Origin of the sequence: Serratia sp. Ag1 (genome assembly GCF_000743355.1) — a bacterium.
Taxonomy (GTDB): Bacteria; Pseudomonadota; Gammaproteobacteria; order Enterobacterales; family Enterobacteriaceae; genus Chania.
This window is the reverse complement of the sequence record NZ_JQEI01000035.1, coordinates 1-17,813: the sequence shown is the minus strand read 5'-3', so window position 1 is coordinate 17,813 and position 17,813 is coordinate 1. Positions and strand designations below refer to the sequence as shown.

Annotated in this window: 15 protein-coding genes, 1 pseudogene and 1 other annotated feature; of the genes and pseudogenes, 9 read left to right on the top strand and 7 right to left on the bottom strand. The window is 53.2% G+C overall.

Translation table 11 applies throughout. From position 1 onward, the window contains the following. Positions 1 to 150 precede the first annotated feature (150 nt). Together cysB and topA are read right to left on the bottom strand one after the other, a co-directional pair. The gene (cysB, locus tag IV04_RS19595; protein WP_037399140.1) at positions 151 to 1,125 is read right to left on the bottom strand and encodes an HTH-type transcriptional regulator CysB; all 975 of its coding nucleotides are present in this window, start codon (positions 1,123 to 1,125) and stop codon (positions 151 to 153) included. A 780-nt stretch (positions 1,126 to 1,905) separates the two neighbouring features. Then, positions 1,906 to 4,503 (bottom strand): type I DNA topoisomerase, encoded by a 2,598-nt coding sequence (gene topA, locus IV04_RS19590; protein ID WP_037399137.1) that lies wholly within the window; start codon positions 4,501 to 4,503, stop codon positions 1,906 to 1,908. A gap of 425 nt (positions 4,504 to 4,928) precedes the next feature. Here topA and IV04_RS19585 point away from each other — a divergent pair, with 425 nt between their 5' ends. Continuing rightward, on the top strand, positions 4,929 to 5,180 hold the full coding sequence (locus IV04_RS19585) for a YciN family protein (protein ID WP_037399134.1): 252 nt from the start codon (positions 4,929 to 4,931) through the stop codon (positions 5,178 to 5,180). A 38-nt stretch (positions 5,181 to 5,218) separates the two neighbouring features. Here IV04_RS19585 and sohB read toward each other — a convergent pair whose 3' ends face one another. Beyond that, positions 5,219 to 6,265 carry a protease SohB gene (sohB, locus tag IV04_RS19580; RefSeq protein ID WP_037399133.1) on the bottom strand — a complete coding sequence of 349 codons (1,047 nt, stop codon included), beginning with the start codon at positions 6,263 to 6,265 and terminating at the stop codon, positions 5,219 to 5,221. Between the two features lie 183 nt (positions 6,266 to 6,448). On the opposite strand from sohB, the gene IV04_RS19575 reads away from it, so the two are divergent. Both IV04_RS19575 and cobO read left to right on the top strand, forming a co-directional pair. Next, complete coding sequence (locus IV04_RS19575) at positions 6,449 to 7,210, top strand: YciK family oxidoreductase (protein WP_037399130.1); 762 nt, start codon at positions 6,449 to 6,451, stop codon at positions 7,208 to 7,210. A gap of 13 nt (positions 7,211 to 7,223) precedes the next feature. Beyond that, the gene (gene cobO, locus IV04_RS19570; RefSeq protein ID WP_037399128.1) at positions 7,224 to 7,814 is read left to right on the top strand and encodes a cob(I)yrinic acid a,c-diamide adenosyltransferase; all 591 of its coding nucleotides are present in this window, start codon (positions 7,224 to 7,226) and stop codon (positions 7,812 to 7,814) included. A gap of 49 nt (positions 7,815 to 7,863) precedes the next feature. Here cobO and rluB read toward each other — a convergent pair whose 3' ends face one another. The 3 genes from rluB to IV04_RS19555 form a co-directional block, all read right to left on the bottom strand. Next, on the bottom strand, positions 7,864 to 8,760 hold the full coding sequence (gene rluB / locus IV04_RS19565) for a 23S rRNA pseudouridine(2605) synthase RluB (RefSeq protein WP_037399126.1): 897 nt from the start codon (positions 8,758 to 8,760) through the stop codon (positions 7,864 to 7,866). A gap of 151 nt (positions 8,761 to 8,911) precedes the next feature. Further along, positions 8,912 to 9,532 carry an L-threonylcarbamoyladenylate synthase gene (locus tag IV04_RS19560; RefSeq protein WP_037399123.1) on the bottom strand — a complete coding sequence of 207 codons (621 nt, stop codon included), beginning with the start codon at positions 9,530 to 9,532 and terminating at the stop codon, positions 8,912 to 8,914. Between the two features lie 41 nt (positions 9,533 to 9,573). Further along, the gene (locus tag IV04_RS19555) at positions 9,574 to 10,461 is read right to left on the bottom strand and encodes a PHP domain-containing protein (protein WP_037399120.1); all 888 of its coding nucleotides are present in this window, start codon (positions 10,459 to 10,461) and stop codon (positions 9,574 to 9,576) included. Positions 10,462 to 10,678: 217 nt separating this feature from the next. Further along, positions 10,679 to 10,782, top strand: a sequence feature (Trp leader region). Between the two features lie 25 nt (positions 10,783 to 10,807). On the opposite strand from IV04_RS19555, the gene IV04_RS19550 reads away from it, so the two are divergent. From IV04_RS19550 to trpA, 6 genes are read left to right on the top strand one after another with little or no spacing between them, the layout of a single operon-like run. Continuing rightward, complete coding sequence (locus tag IV04_RS19550) at positions 10,808 to 12,370, top strand: anthranilate synthase component 1 (RefSeq protein WP_037399118.1); 1,563 nt, start codon at positions 10,808 to 10,810, stop codon at positions 12,368 to 12,370. Beyond that, positions 12,370 to 12,951 (top strand): gamma-glutamyl-gamma-aminobutyrate hydrolase family protein, encoded by a 582-nt coding sequence (locus tag IV04_RS19545; protein ID WP_037399117.1) that lies wholly within the window; start codon positions 12,370 to 12,372, stop codon positions 12,949 to 12,951. The genes IV04_RS19550 and IV04_RS19545 overlap by 1 nt, the downstream gene beginning before the upstream one ends. Positions 12,952 to 12,967: 16 nt before the next feature. Then, the gene (gene trpD / locus IV04_RS19540) at positions 12,968 to 13,966 is read left to right on the top strand and encodes an anthranilate phosphoribosyltransferase (protein ID WP_037400005.1); all 999 of its coding nucleotides are present in this window, start codon (positions 12,968 to 12,970) and stop codon (positions 13,964 to 13,966) included. A 3-nt stretch (positions 13,967 to 13,969) separates the two neighbouring features. After that, complete coding sequence (gene trpCF / locus IV04_RS19535) at positions 13,970 to 15,331, top strand: bifunctional indole-3-glycerol-phosphate synthase TrpC/phosphoribosylanthranilate isomerase TrpF (protein ID WP_037399113.1); 1,362 nt, start codon at positions 13,970 to 13,972, stop codon at positions 15,329 to 15,331. A 35-nt stretch (positions 15,332 to 15,366) separates the two neighbouring features. Continuing rightward, on the top strand, positions 15,367 to 16,560 hold the full coding sequence (trpB, locus tag IV04_RS19530) for a tryptophan synthase subunit beta (RefSeq protein ID WP_197062174.1): 1,194 nt from the start codon (positions 15,367 to 15,369) through the stop codon (positions 16,558 to 16,560). Beyond that, complete coding sequence (gene trpA, locus IV04_RS19525; RefSeq protein ID WP_037399107.1) at positions 16,560 to 17,366, top strand: tryptophan synthase subunit alpha; 807 nt, start codon at positions 16,560 to 16,562, stop codon at positions 17,364 to 17,366. Before trpB ends, trpA begins: the two co-directional genes overlap by 1 nt. Positions 17,367 to 17,530: 164 nt before the next feature. Here trpA and tnpA read toward each other — a convergent pair. Beyond that, positions 17,531 to 17,813 (bottom strand): annotated as a pseudogene (gene tnpA, locus IV04_RS19520) (IS200/IS605-like element IS1541A family transposase); the annotation flags it as partial.

Here is a 17,813-nt window from a genome sequence, read left to right as displayed (position 1 = left end):
AACAGGGTAATGACCAAGGTCTGTTTAAAGATAACACAGACTTGGTTTTAACATTTTCATAACAGCGTGATTGGCAAGCAGCGATGTCGATAAGAAGGAAGGATGGCGGGGAGAAAAGCAGGCTAGCAAAATACCAGCCTGCAGGAGAAGTTACTTCACTGGCAGTTTGATGTCTTTGAACATGGCTTCAATGTCTTCATTCGAACGCAGTGCTACTGCAGTATCCACCACGTCGCGGGTCAAGTGTGGTGCAAAACGCTGAATAAAATCATACATATAACTGCGCAGGAAGGTACTTCGGCGGAAACCGATCTTGGTCGTGCTGTAGGTAAAGATATCGCTCGCGTTCACGGTAACCAGATCCGGATCCTGCTCTGGATCGACCGCCATGCTGGCAATCACCCCAACCCCCAACCCCAACCGCACGTAAGTTTTAATCACATCGGCATCGGTGGCGGTAAACACAATGCGTGGCGTCAACCCAGCACGGTTAAAAGCGGTATCCAGCTCCGAACGGCCCGTAAAACCAAAGGTATAGGTCACGATGGGGTAAGCCGCGAGCTCTTCAATGGTAATGTGGCTCTTTCCAGCCAATGGATGATCGGGCTTCACAACCACTGCGCGATTCCAGTGGTAACAAGGCAGCATGATTAAATCGTCGTACAGATGCAGCGCTTCGGTCGCGATGGCAAAATCTGCGGAACCCTTAGAGACCGCTTCGGCAATCTGCGTTGGCGATCCTTGATGCATATGCAGCGACACGCGTGGATAACGATCGATAAAGCCCTTGATCACATTAGGCAATGCATAACGTGCCTGAGTGTGCGTAGTGGCAACGTAAAGTGAACCTTTATCTGGATAGGTATGTTCGCCAGCCACGGCTTTGATCGCATCCACTTTCGACAGCACTTCGCGGGCAATACGAATAATTTCCTGACCGGCTGGGGTCACCTGCGTGAGATGTTTTCCACTGCGGGCAAAAATCTGGATGCCGAGTTCGTCTTCCAGCATTCTCACTTGCTTACTGATACCCGGTTGAGAGGTATAAAGGCCTTCTGCCGTAGAAGAAACGTTCAGGTTATGATTTACCACCTCTACGATGTAACGCAGTTGCTGCAATTTCATATCTTATACCATCCTAGGTTAAACACTGCGGATTGCCGCAGCCAGGTATCTCGGTATCGCTCCGATATGCTGAAAGTCACAAACCCAAAAATACAGTTATTTCGACCACGTCCAAGTGCTGTAGAAACCGCCGTTATTAATAAACTTTAGTGATAAGAAATAATTTTATATAACCACTATATCATGTTGAAGCATCATGTGTAGCCCCTCACCACGGTACGCAAACGATTATTTCGCATGAGAAGCCGTTCTTCAAGATAGACAAAAGCGGCTAATAATCGGCTCAACACCGCTTGAGCCAATAAATATCCTCCGGCATAGCCGGAGGTTTTTCATATGCGCCTGTAAGGCTCTCTTACCTGCCGCGCCCTAACAGGCGCATGACTACCTCACATTTGCATTACTTCTGTTACTTACTGCCCGTAAACGGGCTACATCAATGTAAGGGCGACTGTAGTTACCATCACATCTTTCTATACACATATCTTCCTTAGCGCATATGACAGTTTCCTTTGTACTTACCCCCCAAGACACTGAATAAGTAACGTGTGGGGACTTCTCTCATTCATCGGGTATGCGCTAAGCCTTTCTCATCAACTATTAGCGGCTTATCTATCTCCAGAGGTGCTTTGTTGCTACCTGACCACAAGCGTTACTGGCCATTAAAAGAGCCGACTCAAAGCTGGAAGCTTTACGGAACCCCCAGCCTAGCTGGGGGTTTTCTGAATACAAAAAAAACCAGCCGCATTGGGCTGGTTTTCATCTGGTTAAAATGGCGGTTTACTTCTTACCTTCAACCCATTTGCCATCTACATAGAAAGCCGACCAGCCCGTGGCTTTACCGTCTTTCTCTGAAGAGACATATTGCTGCTTGGTTTTACGGCTAAAACGCACCATGGTTTTGTTGCCTTCGGCATCGGTGGCCGGTGCCTCAGCAAGATAGCGCAGCTTCTCTGGTAGACGTTCCTTAAAGCGCTGTAGTTCCTCTACCAATGGTGCGCGGGTTTCGCGCGATTTCGGGAAGGTGTTGGCCGCCAGGAACACGCCCGCAGCACCATCACGCAGCACAAAGTAAGCGTCTGATTTCTCGCAAGGCAGTTCTGGCAACGGCACCGGATCTTCTTTTGGTGGTGCCACATCACCGTTACGCAGAATTTTGCGGGTATTCTTACAGGTGTCGTTGGTACAACCCATGTACTTACCGAAACGCCCCATCTTCAGATGCATTTCAGAACCGCATTTCTCACATTCCACAATCGGGCCGTCATAGCCTTTCAGGCGGAATTCACCTTCTTCGATTTCGTAACCGTCACAGGCAGGGTTATTACCACAGACGTGCAGCTTGCGCTGGTTATCAATCAGATAACTGTCCATCGCAGTACCGCATTTCTGGCAGCGGCGGCGAGCACGCAAGGCGTTGGTCTCCGCATCATCCCCTTCCAGAATGTTCAGTACTTCTGTTTCTGGCACCAGATTGATGGTGGTTTTACAGCGCTCCTTCGGTGTCAGCGCATAGCCTGAACAACCGAGGAAAACGCCGGTGCTGGCGGTGCGGATCCCCATTTTGCGCGCACAGGTCGGGCAATCAATGCTGGTCATCACCATCTGGTTCGGGCGCATGCCGCCCTCTTCCGGATCCTTTTCCGCCGTTTCCAGTTGTTCGCTGAATTCAGCAAAGAACTCATCAAGCACCGCTTTCCACTCTGCCTGATTGGTAGCAACCTGATCCAGACCATCTTCCATCCGCGCGGTGAAATCATAATTCATCAGTTCGCGGAAGTTCTCTTCCAGGCGATCGGTAACGATCTCCCCCATTTTTTCTGCGTAGAAACGGCGGCTTTCAACCCGCACATAACCACGATCCTGAATGGTCGAGATAATCGACGCATAAGTGGATGGGCGGCCAATGCCACGCTTTTCCAGTTCTTTTACCAGCGATGCTTCACTATAACGCGCAGGCGGTTTGGTAAAGTGCTGGCTTGGGATCAGTTTCTGCAATTGTAAATCCGTGCCGACTTCAACAAACGGCAAGGTACGATCTTCATCGCCTTTACGCAGCGCAGGCATCACTTTGGTCCAGCCGTCGAAACGCAACGTTCGGCCCTTGGCACGCAGTTGGAAATCACCGGCTTTCACGGTCAAGGTGGTGGAGTCATATTGCGCAGGCGTCATCTGACAGGCGACAAACTGACGCCAGATCAGTTGATACAGCTTCTGCGCATCTGCTTCCATATCCTTTAGCTGTTCAGCTAACACGTTGACATCAGAAGGACGGATCGCTTCGTGCGCTTCCTGCGAGTTTTCTTTGCTGCTGTATTGATTAGCGGCTTTCGGTAAGTACTTATCCCCGAAATTGTCGCCAATGTACCCACGCACCATGTTGAGCGCATCTTGGCTCAGGTTGGTGGAGTCAGTACGCATATAGGTGATATGACCCGCTTCATACAGGCGCTGCGCCATCATCATGGTTTTCTTCACGCCAAAACTCAGGCGGGTACTGGCAGCCTGTTGCAGCGTTGAGGTGATGAAAGGTGCGCCAGGCTTGCTGCTGGTCGGTTTATCTTCACGATCCAGAACCGTATAGCGCGCCTTTTCCAGCAGCTTGAGCGCCGCATGGGTCTGCTCACGGTTAACCGGTTTGAACGGTTTATCGTGGGCATGGGTAACTTCCATCTGCAGCGCAACATCGTTCTTCGCCAGCAGATCGGCATGCAATTCCCAATATTCTTCCGGCACAAACGCCTTGATATCGCGTTCACGCTCCACGACCAGACGCACTGCCACCGATTGCACGCGCCCTGCAGACAGGCCACGCGCGATTTTTTTCCACAGCAGCGGCGAGACCATATAACCCACTACGCGGTCCATAAAACGACGCGCCTGTTGTGCGTTAACCCGGTCAATATTCAGTTCACCTGGAGCTGTGAACGCCTGTTGGATAGCGTTTTTGGTAATTTCGTTAAACACCACACGGCTAAAGCGTTTTTCATCCCCGCCGATCACTTCCCGCAGGTGCCATGCAATGGCTTCCCCTTCGCGGTCAAGGTCGGTTGCGAGGTAAATATGGTCGGCATTTTCTGCTAACGCTTTTAACTCGGCGACAACTTTTTCTTTACCTGGCAAAATTTCGTAATGCGCCTTCCAGCCATGGTAAGGATCGACGCCCATACGATTCACCAGCGCCGTCTTTTCGTCTTTCTTAACTTTCTTTTTGGCTTTGTCTTCGGTTGATTCAGCGCTCTTTTTGCTGGCTGATCCACTGGTCGGTAAATCACGGATATGACCGACGCTGGACTTCACCACGTAGTCACTTCCTAAATATTTATTAATAGTTTTGGCTTTTGCCGGGGACTCAACTATTACGAGAGCTTTGCCCATATTTACCTTTACCTAATTTTATTTCTTCTAAAAAGAAGCCATTTGTTTCGCCGTAGTGCGGCAATTCGTATCTCTTTTTATATTGAGGTACTCTGGCGAGAGGTCAACCTGTTTTTTCTAATGATTACCCGATTGCTCAACTTGACCGCAAATTGCCGCTCTTGTTTGCCTACGCCTGTACCCAGAAGCAAAGCCGCGCGGGGCCCCCACAAAGTGTAAACAAAACCTTCCACAGGCAGCTACAAAATCCCACACTGTACCTGATAAAAAGCGACACGCAACTTAATTAGCACGGAAAGCGATATTTCGCCAACCACAGCCGGCCACTGAACCCTCTGTACGGCAATTAAACCTTAGTCGGTTTGCGGCTAAACGCGAACCGGCGTTACAATACCCGCAGGATTTTTTTGTCTGGAGTGTAATAAATGCGAGCGACGACGCAGCCTATTGAACGAAACGCTTTACTGGCAGAAGCCAATAACATCATCCGCCAACACGAAGATTATCTGGACGGAATGGTTGCCACCGATGTTGAACAAAAAAGTCACGTTCTGGTTTTCCGTGGGGAATTCTTTTTGGACGCAGAGGGTTTGCCCACCGCAAAAACCACGGCGGTATTTAATATGTTTAAGCATTTAGCCCACGTACTTTCCGAGAAATATCATCTGGTCAGTTAGGCATCAAAAACGGGGGCCAAAGCCCCCGTAATAGACACTCAGAGCAACGGCCTCTCACCACGCTGCCACCAGCGCAGCAGCAAGCGATCAACACTTTCTGCCGCACTGCCGGTAAAACGATCGAGCAGGCGTTTACGGCGAGTGAAGCGCACGCCGACTACGTCATGATTTTCCATTTCGGCGATCAACAGCTCGTCGCTGGTCCCCACCGCATCAATCAGCCCTTTGTCTTTTGCCTGTGAACCAAACCAGTGTTCTCCCGTCGCCACGCTGTCGATATCCAATGAAGGCCGCTGCTGGCTGACAAACTGCTTGAACAGTTCATGCGTTTCGTTCAGTTCTTCACGGAATTTTTCGCGACCTTGTTCGGTATTTTCACCAAACAGCGTCAATGTACGTTTGAATTGCCCTGCGGTATGCAGCTCAACGTCGATCTCATTCTTCTGTAACAAGCGATGGAAGTTAGGGATTTGAGCCACCACGCCGATTGAGCCGATAATGGCAAACGGAGCCGCCACAATGCGATCGGCTACGCAGGCCATCATATAGCCACCGCTGGCGGCCACTTTGTCTACCGCTACCGTCAGGCGGATGCCATTTTTGCGGAAACGCTCCAACTGCGAGGCGGCCAAACCATAACCGTGCACCACACCACCAGGGCTTTCCAGGCGCAGCAGCACTTCATCCTGAGGCGTCGCCACGGCCAGCACAGCGGAAATTTCTTCGCGCAGTGAGGTGACCTCATGGGCATCCATGCTGCCTTTAAAATCGAGCACATACAGGCAAACCTTGCTGGCTTCCACCGCACCCGACTTGGCACGGTGCTTTTTCAGTTTTTCATCGGCTTTGTTCTGTTTTTTGAACTGCTTGCTCCATGACTTCTGCTCTGCAGCCCCCATGCGAGCCAAACGCATTTCACGCTGCATTTCGCGATACTGCTCACCCAGATCGGTAAGCTGCAATTCTCCTTTCTGCTGCCCCTTGCGCTGCCCCAGGCTGACAGCCAGCAATGCCAGTGCAGCAATAGCAATCACCACCGTGGCAACTTTGGCCAGAAAAAGGCCATAAATAGATATAAACTCCACAGATTCCGCCTTTAGTTACAGTTCGTTAATTTTACTCGGCTCATTTTAACCAATTGCGAGTTGTCGCGGTCAAATGAAAATTCCTTGTAGGTCTGACGATTCTGCGGGCTATTGATTGAAAATGCGATCCATTTTGGGTATATACCCTCAAAACCATCGTCACTCCCTGCGCGAGGAGCTATTGTGCACTACCAACCTAAACACGATCTGCTTGATCAACGCATTATCCTGGTGACCGGCGCTGGCGACGGCATTGGTCGCGAAGCGGCATTGACTTACGCACGATTTGGCGCGCAACTGATATTACTGGGGCGCACCGAGAGCAAACTGCGCGCGGTACAGGAAGAAATTGCCGCTGGCGGCGGCGCACCGGCCCACGTTATCACGCTGGATTTATTGCATGTCACCCCCGAGCAATGCCAGCAACTCACCAACGAGTTAATCGCCAAAGTGCCACGCCTTGATGGCTTGCTGCACAATGCCGGGTTGCTGGGTGAGCTCAGCCCCATGGCAGAGCTTTCACTGACGACCTGGAACCAGGTGATGCAGGTCAATGTGAATGCCACCTTTATGCTGACTCAGGCGTTGCTGCCGTTGTTGCTGAAGTCCAGCTCGGGTTCGCTGATTTTTACCAGTTCCAGCGTGGGGCGTATGGGCCGTGCCAACTGGGGAGCTTATGCGGTTTCCAAATTCGCAACCGAAGGCATGATGCAGGTCTTGGCCGATGAGTATAAAACGCATAATTTGCGGGTAAACTGCATCAATCCGGGTGGAACTCGCACACAAATGCGTGCATCTGCCTTTCCCGATGAAGACAGAAATAAGCTGAAAACTCCAGCCGACATCATGCCGTTATATCTGTATCTGATGGGGGATGACAGCCGCCGTAAAACCGGTATCAGTTTCGATGCTCAACCTAACCGCAAGCCCGGCGCAGCTGAATAAGGAGCGCCATTACATGGCTGAAGATCGTCACCAACAGCGTCAACAACGTTTGAAAGAGCAAGTGGATGCACGTATTGCCACCGCTCAGGAAGTACGCGGATTGTTAATGGTATTTACCGGCAATGGTAAAGGTAAAACCACTGCAGCATTCGGTACGGTCACACGTGCCGTTGGGCACGGTATGCAAGCGGGCGTAATTCAGTTCATCAAGGGCCAGTGGCCAAACGGTGAAAAAAACCTGTTGCAGCAGCACGGAGTAGAGTTCCAGGTCATGGCAACCGGTTTTACCTGGGAAACTCAAGATAAAGAGAGTGATACCGCCGCCTGTCAGGCCGTTTGGCAGCATGGCAAACGTATGCTGGCTGACAGCAATCTGGATCTGGTGTTACTGGATGAGTTGACCTATATGGTGAGCTACGGCTATCTGGCGTTGGAAGAGCTGCTGGAAGCCCTGCATCAGCGCCCTGCCCATCAGACCGTGATCATCACCGGGCGGGCGTGCCACCGTGATTTGCTGGAGCTGGCGGATACCGTAACCGAAATGCGCCCAGTGAAGCACGCGTTTGACGCAGGGATTAAAGCGCAGCAAGGAATCGACTGGTAACAAAATGCGCTAGCCCCGCCACCGTTTGGGCAGGGCTACCGGGGGGATATTAACTGCGTTTAGCCGGCTTTGCCGGTTTGCTACCGGGCGCACCACGGCGATTGCCGCTGGCAACCTGGCTGTGACGTTTCACTGCGCGGCGGATCTGATTGGCTTTCACACGGCGGCGTTCCCGTTCAACGGGCAATTTGCTGACGGTTTCTGGTTGCAATTCCACCAGTTCACGCAGGTAGTTAGTCGCTTTTAAATCCAATTCTGTCCAGCCACCACGCGGTAACCCTTTAGGCAGATCGATATCGCCGTAGCGAACACGAATCAAGCGGCTAACCTGAACGCCAACCGCTTCCCACAAGCGACGAACCTCACGGTTGCGCCCTTCGGTCAGGGTGACGTTATACCATTGGTTAATCCCCTCACCGCCTTGAAAACTGATCGTGCGGAAAGCTGCGGGGCCATCTTCCAACTGTACGCCACGGCTCAGTTGCTTGATTTTCTCGTCATCAATCTGGCCAAACACGCGTACCGCATATTCGCGCTCAACTTCACGGCTTGGGTGCATCAGGCGGTTGGCCAATTCACCGTCGGTGGTGAACAGCAACAGGCCAGAGGTATTAACGTCCAAACGCCCTACCGCCACCCAGCGTGAACCACGCAGTTTGGGCAAACGATCGAACACCGTTGGGCGGCCTTCGGGATCGTTGCGTGTACACAGCTCACCTTCCGGCTTGTAATACGCCAGCACGCGGCACACGGCTTCTTCCGCTTCTTTGATAGAGACAACGTGACCGTCCATACGAATTTTCATCGCTGGATTCACTTCGACGCGATCGCCCAACTTGGCAATTTTGCCATCGACGCTGACGCGGCCAGCTTCAATCATGGTTTCGATTTCACGACGCGAACCATGGCCGGCACGCGCTAACACTTTCTGTAACTTTTCGCTCATTGAGCAACCTCTAGTGTCGCCTTCACAGGCGTCGGGGAGATTTTGCGGCCCGCTCAAACTGGAACGTAGCCACAAAAGTAATCATTTGGTTAAAATCAACCGCCCATTATACAGGCTTTGTCCTGGGTTGGAATCGCCTTCGTCGGGTAGTTTATCGAAAGGGAGCAGGATCGCCCGCCCCTTCACGCACCACTTCAGGCGCGGACTCGGTCAGATCGATCACCGTGGTCGGTTGCTGGCCGAGGAAGCCCCCGTGGATCACCAGATCCACCTGTTTACCCAAGTGCTCGCTAATCTCTTCCGGATCCGATTCAGCAAAATCATTGCCTGGCAGCATTAACGTGGTCGACATCATCGGCTCGTTGAGCACTTCCAGCAACGCTAAAGCAATTGGATTCGAAGGCACGCGCAGGCCGATGGTTTTGCGCTTGTCGTTCATCAGGCGGCGCGGCACTTCTTTAGTGGCTTTCAGAATAAAGGTGTAATTGCCCGGCGTGTTATTCTTGATCAGCCGAAACGCCGTGTTGTCCACATACGCATAGGTTGATAATTCAGACAGATCGCGGCACATCAGCGTGAAGTTATGGTTGCCATCCAACTGACGGATGCGACAAATCCGCTCCATTGCTGACTTTTCCTCCAACTTGCAACCCAGCGCGTAGCCAGAATCCGTTGGATAAACGATCACTCCCCCTTTACGCAGCACCTCAACGGCCTGATTAATCAGGCGTGGCTGCGGATTATCCGGGTGAATATAAAATAACTGGCTCATCTGTTACTCCTGAAAATGATACATGCTGGCAACACGAAAGCTTATTGGGCCACTGTTTTCGGCTGCGGCGGCCAGTCGCGCCACACCGGCTCAACACCACCGGGCAGCCACAGCTTCCGCCCCAATTCAATCCACGAACAGGGCTGATGAAAATCAGAACCCTGTGACGCCAATAGTCGGTAATCCTGCGCATACTTAGCCAGCAACGTGCGTTCATGCGGTGCCTGCTGGCACTGTGCCACTTCCATAGCATCCCCGCCATTTTCGGCAAAGTGTGCCAATAAACGCTTGAGCCACTTGGCTGTCAACTCATAGCGGCCTGGGTGCGCCATCACGGCTTGCCCGCCGGATTGATGAATCACATCAATAGCTTGTTTTATTGTACACCACTGTGGTGGAACGTAGCCGGTTTTCCCTTTAGCCAGGTATTTCTTGAACACCTGTGCCAGATTATCTGCCACACCGGTTTGCACCAGATAACGCGCGAAATGGCCGCGAGTAACCGCTCCGCTCCCCGCCAGTTGCTGTGCTCCGCTGTAAGCATCGGGAATGCGTGCTTTGGCCAACCGCACACCGATCTCCTGCGCCCGCAGGTTGCGGCGCTGCGTCTGTTCGGCCAGCAACTGGCTTAATGCAGGATGTGCAATGTCCATCCCTAAACCAACGATATGAATCTCATGGTTTTCCCACAGGGTCGAAATCTCCACACCGTTGATCAGTTGCAGGGGCAATGCCAGTTGCGCGATCGCCGCCGTGGCCTCTGCTAAACCGCTTATAGTGTCATGATCGGTAATCGCCAACACGCCAACCCGCATTTCAACCGCCCGCTGTACCAATTGCGTCGGCGTCAGATAACCGTCGGAAGCTGTGGTATGGCTATGGAGATCGTACAAGGTAAAGGCGGAAGACTGTGGGTTGCTGTCTGTCAAAAGAAATATCCTGCAATGACTTGGCTTTCTATCATAACCGTTATGCAGGCTTGGACGGAAATCTATTCCGCCGGTGGTTTTCCCCTAAAGTTAAGCTCTTGTGTAGGAAAAGGTTGACTTTACACTCCCGAACTAGTTTACTAGTACACAAGTTCACGGTAATGACCGTGCCGGATGATAATCAAGAGAGCACAAAATGATTAAGCAAACTCCTCTTCTTCGTTGGTGGCGCACCTCCCTTACACGGGCGGAGTAATCGCGCATACCTGTCATCCGACACTGCAGACTCCCTAAGCCCGCTGATAACGCGGGCTTTTTTACGGAAAAAATTTAACTGGAAGCATTGATGATGAACATCAAACCACAACTTAAGCTACTCACGGCGCAAGCCGGGTATCGGGGCGATCCAACGGCCATTTTCCACCAATTGTGTGGAGCACGTCCGGCTACCCTGTTGCTGGAATCGGCAGAGATCAACAGCAAACAAAATCTGAAAAGCCTGCTGGTTATCGACAGCGCCCTGCGCATCACCGCGCTAGGCCGTAAAGTGACTATTCAGGCATTAACCATTAATGGTGCGGCGCTGCTGCCGTTGCTGGATCAAGCGCTACCCGCCGAAGTACAGATTCTGGTGCGCCCTAACAGCCGCGAATTGACCTTCCCAGCCATCAACGCCGTGCAGGATGAAGATGCACGCCTGCGTTCGCTGTCGGTTTTCGACGCATTGCGTACACTGCTGACGCTGGTCGACGCTCCAGCCAATGAACGTGAAGCCATGCTGCTCGGTGGCCTGTTTGCTTACGATCTGGTTGCCGGTTTTGAAGATTTACCGGAGTTGCGCCACGATCAGCGCTGCCCTGATTTCTGCTTCTATCTGGCAGAAACCCTGTTGGTTCTCGATCATCAATGCGGCGTTGCCCGCTTGCAGGCCAGCGTATTCACTGGCGACAACCATGAAGCACTGCGTTTACAGCAGCGCCTCGAACAGATTCAGGCGCAATTGCAGCAGGCCCCCCAAGCCATTCCCCAGCAAAAGCTGGAAGACATGCAATTAAGCTGCAATCAGAGCGACGAAGAATACGGTGCCGTGGTCAGCGAACTGCAGCAGGCCATCCGTCATGGCGAAATTTTCCAGGTGGTGCCTTCACGCCGCTTCTCACTGCCTTGCCCAGCCCCGTTGGCGGCTTACCAGACGCTAAAAGACAGCAACCCAAGCCCTTATATGTTTTTCATGCAGGACGACGAGTTCACCCTGTTCGGTGCTTCGCCAGAAAGCGCGCTGAAATACGATGCTACCAACCGCCAGATCGAAATTTACCCAATCGCCGGTACCCGCCCACGTGGCCGCCGCGCTGACGGCTCTCTGGATCTGGATCTCGACAGCCGTATCGAACTGGAAATGCGCACCGACCATAAAGAGCTGGCTGAACACCTGATGCTAGTCGATCTGGCGCGCAACGATCTGGCCCGCATCTGTGAAGCTGGCAGCCGCTATGTGGCAGATTTAACCAAAGTAGACCGTTATTCGTTTGTGATGCATCTGGTTTCCCGCGTGGTGGGCACCCTGCGCGCCGATCTTGATGTCCTGCATGCCTATCAGGCCTGCATGAATATGGGCACCCTGAGCGGCGCACCGAAAGTCCGCGCCATGCAGTTGATTGCCGCATCCGAAGGTTCGCGCCGTGGCAGTTACGGCGGTGCAGTGGGATATTTCACCGCTCACGGCGATCTCGATACCTGTATTGTCATCCGCTCGGCCTATGTTGAGGACGGTATAGCTACCGTGCAAGCCGGTGCCGGTGTGGTACTGGACTCCGTTCCCCAGGCTGAAGCCGATGAAACCCGTAATAAAGCACGCGCCGTGCTGCGTGCTATCGCCAGCGCGCATCAGGCCAAGGAGGTGTTCTAATGGCCGATATCTTACTGCTCGATAATATCGATTCCTTTACCTACAACCTGGTTGACCAACTGCGTGCCAGTGGCCATCAGGTAGTGATTTACCGCAACCAGATTGCCGCTGACATCATCATTGAGCGGCTTCAGCAGATGCAACAACCGGTGTTGATGCTCTCCCCCGGCCCCGGCACCCCAGCAGACGCTGGCTGTATGCCAGAACTGTTGCAACGGTTACGCGGCCAGATGCCGATTATCGGGATCTGCCTTGGACATCAGGCGATTGTTGAAGCCTACGGCGGCCACGTTGGCCAAGCCGGTGAGATCCTGCACGGCAAAGCCTCCGCCATTACTCACGATGGCCAAGGCATGTTTGCCGGTATGCCTAATCCGCTGCCGGTCGCGCGCTACCACTCATTGGTCGGCAGTAATACTCCTGCCGAACTCGTGGTCAACGCCCGCTTCGGAGATATGGTGATGGCGGTTCGTCACGATCGGCATCGCGTCTGTGGCTTCCAGTTCCACCCTGAATCAATTCTGACTACCCATGGCGCACGTCTGCTTGAACAGACTCTGACCTGGGCTCTGGCGAAATAATCGAGAGAAAATGACCATGCAACCTATTCTTGAAAAGCTGTATCGATCAGAGTCGATGGACCAGCAGGAAAGCCAACAACTGTTCAGCGCGATTGTGCGCGGTGAACTGGAGCCGAGCCAATTGGCTGCAGCCCTGATCAGTATGAAGATCCGTGGCGAGAGCCCTGAGGAGATCGCAGGGGCGGCCAAAGCGTTATTGGCTGATGCACTGCCGTTCCCACGGCCAGACTATGATTTTGCAGACATCGTTGGTACCGGTGGCGACGGCACCAACAGCATTAATATTTCGACGGCCAGCGCCTTTGTTGCCGCCGCCTGCGGTGCCAAAATCGCTAAGCACGGCAATCGCAGCGTTTCCAGCCGTTCTGGATCTTCTGATCTGCTGGCAGCATTCGGCATCCGCCTGGATCTGCCAGCCGAAGAATCCCGTCGGGCGTTAGATGAGCTTGGCGTGTGCTTCCTGTTTGCACCGCAATACCACACCGGTTTTCGCCATGCCATGCCAGTGCGCCAGCAGTTGAAAACCCGCACGGTATTTAACGTGCTTGGCCCGCTGATTAACCCGGCTCGCCCTCCGTTGGCACTGATTGGGGTATACAGCCCAGAACTGGTGTTGCCGATTGCCGAAACCTTGCGCGTCCTGGGTTATCGGCGCGCAGCGGTAGTGCATGGCGGTGGGATGGACGAAGTCGCCATCCACACCACTACTCACGTGGCCGAGCTGAATAATGGTGAGATCGAAAGCTATCAGTTGACGCCAAAATCCTTTGGCCTGGAAAGTTATGCGCTGGATGCTTTGCTGGGGGGCACACCGGAAGAAAACCGTGACATTCTGGCAAGGTTGTTACAAGGTAACGGTGAGCCAGCTCACGCTGCAGCGGTTGCCGCCAACGTAGCGTTGCTGCTAAAGCTATTCGGACAAGAAGATCTGCGCCACAACGCGCAACAGGCATTGGACATGATTCGCAGCGGGCAGGCTTATGGCCGCGTTACCGCTTTAGCAGCAAGAGGATAAGTAATGCAGGAAACCGTGCTCAACAGGATTGTTCGTGATAAAGCGCAATGGGTCGCGGCACGAAGCCAACAACAGCCACTGACAAGTTTTCAGAATGATATTGTCCCAAGCAGCCGTAGTTTTTACCAGGCTCTGCAGGGAAACCAGACGGCATTTATTCTTGAATGTAAAAAGGCTTCTCCTTCTAAAGGGTTGATTCGCGATAATTTTGACCCGGTGGAAATCGCTTCGGTCTACAAAGATTTCGCCTCGGCGATTTCCGTGCTTACCGACGAGAAATACTTCCAGGGCAGTTACGATTTTCTGCCGCTGGTGAGCAAAACCGTCACGCAGCCGGTTTTGTGCAAAGACTTTATGATCGATCCGTACCAGATTTATCTGGCGCGCTATTACCAGGCTGATGCCATCCTGTTGATGTTATCGGTGTTAAATGATGAACAGTATCGTCAGTTAGCTACCGTGGCACATAGCCTGAATATGGGCGTGCTGACCGAAGTGATCAGTGAAGAGGAGCTACAGCGCGCGGTGCAACTTGGCGCCCAAGTGATTGGCATCAATAACCGCGATTTGCGCGATCTCTCTATCGATCTGAATCGCACCCGCATCTTGGCCCCGCAAGTGCCGCAGGGCGTTACGGTCATCAGCGAATCCGGGATCAATCACTACGGCCAGATCCGTGAACTCAGCCACTTTGCCAATGGTTTCCTGATCGGCAGCGCACTGATGTCGGAAAGCGATCTGCGCAGTGCCGTGCGCCGGGTGATCCTCGGTGACAATAAAGTCTGCGGCCTGACCCGCCCGCAAGATGCCGCTGCTGCCTATCAGGCCGGGGCCAACTACGGTGGCCTGATCTTCGTTGGCCGTTCACCGCGCTGCATCGACATCGCCCGTGGCCGCGAAGTGGTGGCCAGTGCGCCGCTGAAATACGTCGGCGTATTCTGCGACGCACCGATCGATACCCTGGTACACACTGCCGAAGCCCTTGGTCTGTATGCTGTGCAGTTGCATGGGGCAGAAGATCAGTCTTACATCAGTGCGTTGCGCGCCAAGCTGCCCGCTTCCTGCCAAATATGGAAAGCGTTGAGCGTGAAAGATCGCCTGCCCGCGCGCGATCTGCTGCATGTTGACCGTTATCTGCTGGATAACGGTGCCGGTGGTACTGGAGTACGTTTCGACTGGGCGTTACTGCAAGGGGAAACCTTGAGTAATGTGATGCTGGCCGGTGGGTTAAGCGCAGACAACTGTGCAGCCGCAGCCCAACTGGGGTGTGCGGGCCTTGACTTTAATTCCGGTGTAGAAAGCCAGCCCGGCATTAAAGATGCCACGCGTTTGGCGGCGGTGTTCCAGGCTCTGCGCGCTTATTAATCGCGCACATAATTTAATAGATAACAACGGGAAACATCATGACGCTACTTAACCCCTACTTCGGTGAATTTGGTGGTCAGTATGTGCCACAAATTCTGATGCCGGCCCTGAAACAACTTGAAGAGGCCTTTGTCAGCGCCCAGCGCGATCCTGAGTTTCAGGCCGCATTTATCGATCTGCTGAAAAACTATGCGGGACGCCCAACCGCCCTGACGCTGTGCAGAAACCTGACCGCAGGCACCAAAACCAAGCTCTATCTGAAGCGTGAAGATTTGCTGCACGGCGGTGCACACAAAACCAACCAGGTGCTGGGCCAAGCGCTGCTGGCCAAACGCATGGGCAAAACCGAGATTATTGCGGAAACTGGCGCAGGCCAGCATGGCGTAGCTTCAGCGCTGGCCTGTGCGCTGCTCGGGCTGAAATGCCGTATCTACATGGGCGCAAAAGACATTGAGCGCCAGTCGCCGAACGTATTCCGTATGCGCCTGATGGGGGCTGAGGTGATCCCGGTACACAGTGGTTCTTCCACGCTGAAAGATGCCTGTAACGAAGCGTTGCGCGACTGGTCTGGCACTTACGAAAAAGCCCACTACATGCTTGGTACTGCCGCAGGCCCGCATCCTTACCCCACTATCGTGCGTGAATTCCAGCGGATGATCGGTGAAGAAACCAAAGCCCAAATGCTGGAGCGCGAAGGCCGCTTGCCAGATGCGGTGCTGGCTTGCATTGGCGGTGGCTCCAACGCCATTGGCATGTTTGCCGACTTTATCGACGACGCCAGCGTGGGCCTGATCGGCGTTGAACCGGCAGGCTTAGGTATCGAAACCGGTCAGCACGGCGCACCACTGAAACACGGCCATGTCGGCATCTACTTCGGCATGAAATCGCCAATGATGCAAACCGCCGAAGGGCAGATCGAGGAGTCTTATTCTATTTCTGCCGGGCTGGACTTCCCTTCCGTCGGGCCACAGCATGCTTATCTGAACAGTATTGGCCGCGCGGAATATGTGTCAATTACCGATGATGAAGCACTGGAAGCCTTCAAAGCCTTATCGCGCCATGAAGGTATTATTCCGGCGTTGGAATCCTCTCACGCTTTAGCCCATGCGCTAAAGATGATCCGCGAAACGCCAGAGAAAGAACAGATTCTGGTGGTCAACCTGTCTGGACGCGGTGATAAAGACATATTCACCGTTCACGATATTCTGAAAGCTCGGGGAGAAATCTGATGGAACGTTACCAGCAACTGTTTAAACGCCTGGAAGGCAACAGCGAGGGTGCGTTCGTACCGTTTGTCACCCTGGGCGATCCGAACCCAACGTTGTCACTGCAGATCATCGATACACTGGTGGAAAACGGTGCCGATGCGTTAGAACTGGGGATTCCGTTCTCCGATCCGCTGGCTGACGGCCCGACGATCCAGGGGGCTGCCCTGCGCGCTTTCGCCTCTGGAGTTACGCCAACCCATTGTTTCGAGATGTTGGGCGCGATCCGCCAGAAACACCCTACGATTCCTATCGGCCTGTTGATGTATGCCAACCTGGTATTTCACAAAGGTATCGACGCATTTTATCAGCGCTGTGCCGAAGTTGGCGTAGATTCCGTCCTGATCGCCGATGTTCCGTTTGAAGAATCGGCACCGTTCCGCGCAGCAGCAACGCGCCACGGCATCGCACCGATCTTTATCTGCCCGCCGAATGCCGACGACGACCTGCTGCGTGAGATCTCTTCTCATGGCCGTGGCTACACGTATCTGCTGTCGCGTGCTGGGGTCACTGGCACGGAAAGCCGCGCACAACTGCCGTTGCACCATCTGGTGGACAAATTGCGGGAATATCACGCGGCACCACCGCTGCAGGGTTTTGGTATTTCCGAACCCTCGCAGGTGCAAGACGCGCTACAATCTGGCGCTGCCGGAGCGATATCCGGTTCGGCAATCGTCAAAATCATTGAGCAAAACCAGGCACAACCGGCAGAAATGCTGGCTAAACTGGGTGAATTTGTTCGCAAGATGAAAGCGGCGACCCACGCCTGAGCCCTCAATTACCGGGTACAGCAGCAACTACCCGGTACCAGACTTGTTTACGCGAAAATAAATATCCTCCGGCATAGCCGGAGGTTTTTCATATGCGCCTATAAGGCTCTCTTGCCTGCCGCGCCCTAACAGGCGCATTGCGATCTGACATTTGCATCTATGGATTACTTACGGCCCGTAAACGGGCTGCCAGGATACGGGATCGACAACTGCTCACCCATTTTATCCTCTTCCAGTTGGTGCTTTATGTATTCTTGTATCCTGGCTGTATTTTTCCCAACCGTATCAACGTAATACCCTCGGCACCAGAACTCCCTGTTACGGTATTTGAACTTCAAATCGCCAAACTGCTCATAAAGCATCAGGCTGCTCTTTCCCTTCAGATATCCCATAAAGCCCGACACACTCATTTTGGGCGGGATTTCCACAAGCATATGGATATGATCC

Bases quoted from the DNA above. Each gene is read 5' to 3' on its own strand.
- cobO (WP_037399128.1), top strand. From the start codon at position 7,224: ATGGCTGAAGATCGTCACCAACAGCGTCAACAACGTTTGAAAGAGCAA.
- topA (WP_037399137.1), bottom strand. From the start codon at position 4,503: ATGGGCAAAGCTCTCGTAATAGTTGAGTCCCCGGCAAAAGCCAAAACT.
- IV04_RS19585 (WP_037399134.1), top strand. From the start codon at position 4,929: ATGCGAGCGACGACGCAGCCTATTGAACGAAACGCTTTACTGGCAGAA.
- trpCF (WP_037399113.1), top strand. From the start codon at position 13,970: ATGCAGGAAACCGTGCTCAACAGGATTGTTCGTGATAAAGCGCAATGG.
- trpD (WP_037400005.1), top strand. From the start codon at position 12,968: ATGCAACCTATTCTTGAAAAGCTGTATCGATCAGAGTCGATGGACCAG.
- IV04_RS19550 (WP_037399118.1), top strand. From the start codon at position 10,808: ATGATGAACATCAAACCACAACTTAAGCTACTCACGGCGCAAGCCGGG.
- rluB (WP_037399126.1), bottom strand. From the start codon at position 8,760: ATGAGCGAAAAGTTACAGAAAGTGTTAGCGCGTGCCGGCCATGGTTCG.
- cysB (WP_037399140.1), bottom strand. From the start codon at position 1,125: ATGAAATTGCAGCAACTGCGTTACATCGTAGAGGTGGTAAATCATAAC.
- trpA (WP_037399107.1), top strand. From the start codon at position 16,560: ATGGAACGTTACCAGCAACTGTTTAAACGCCTGGAAGGCAACAGCGAG.
- IV04_RS19560 (WP_037399123.1), bottom strand. From the start codon at position 9,532: ATGAGCCAGTTATTTTATATTCACCCGGATAATCCGCAGCCACGCCTG.
- IV04_RS19545 (WP_037399117.1), top strand. From the start codon at position 12,370: ATGGCCGATATCTTACTGCTCGATAATATCGATTCCTTTACCTACAAC.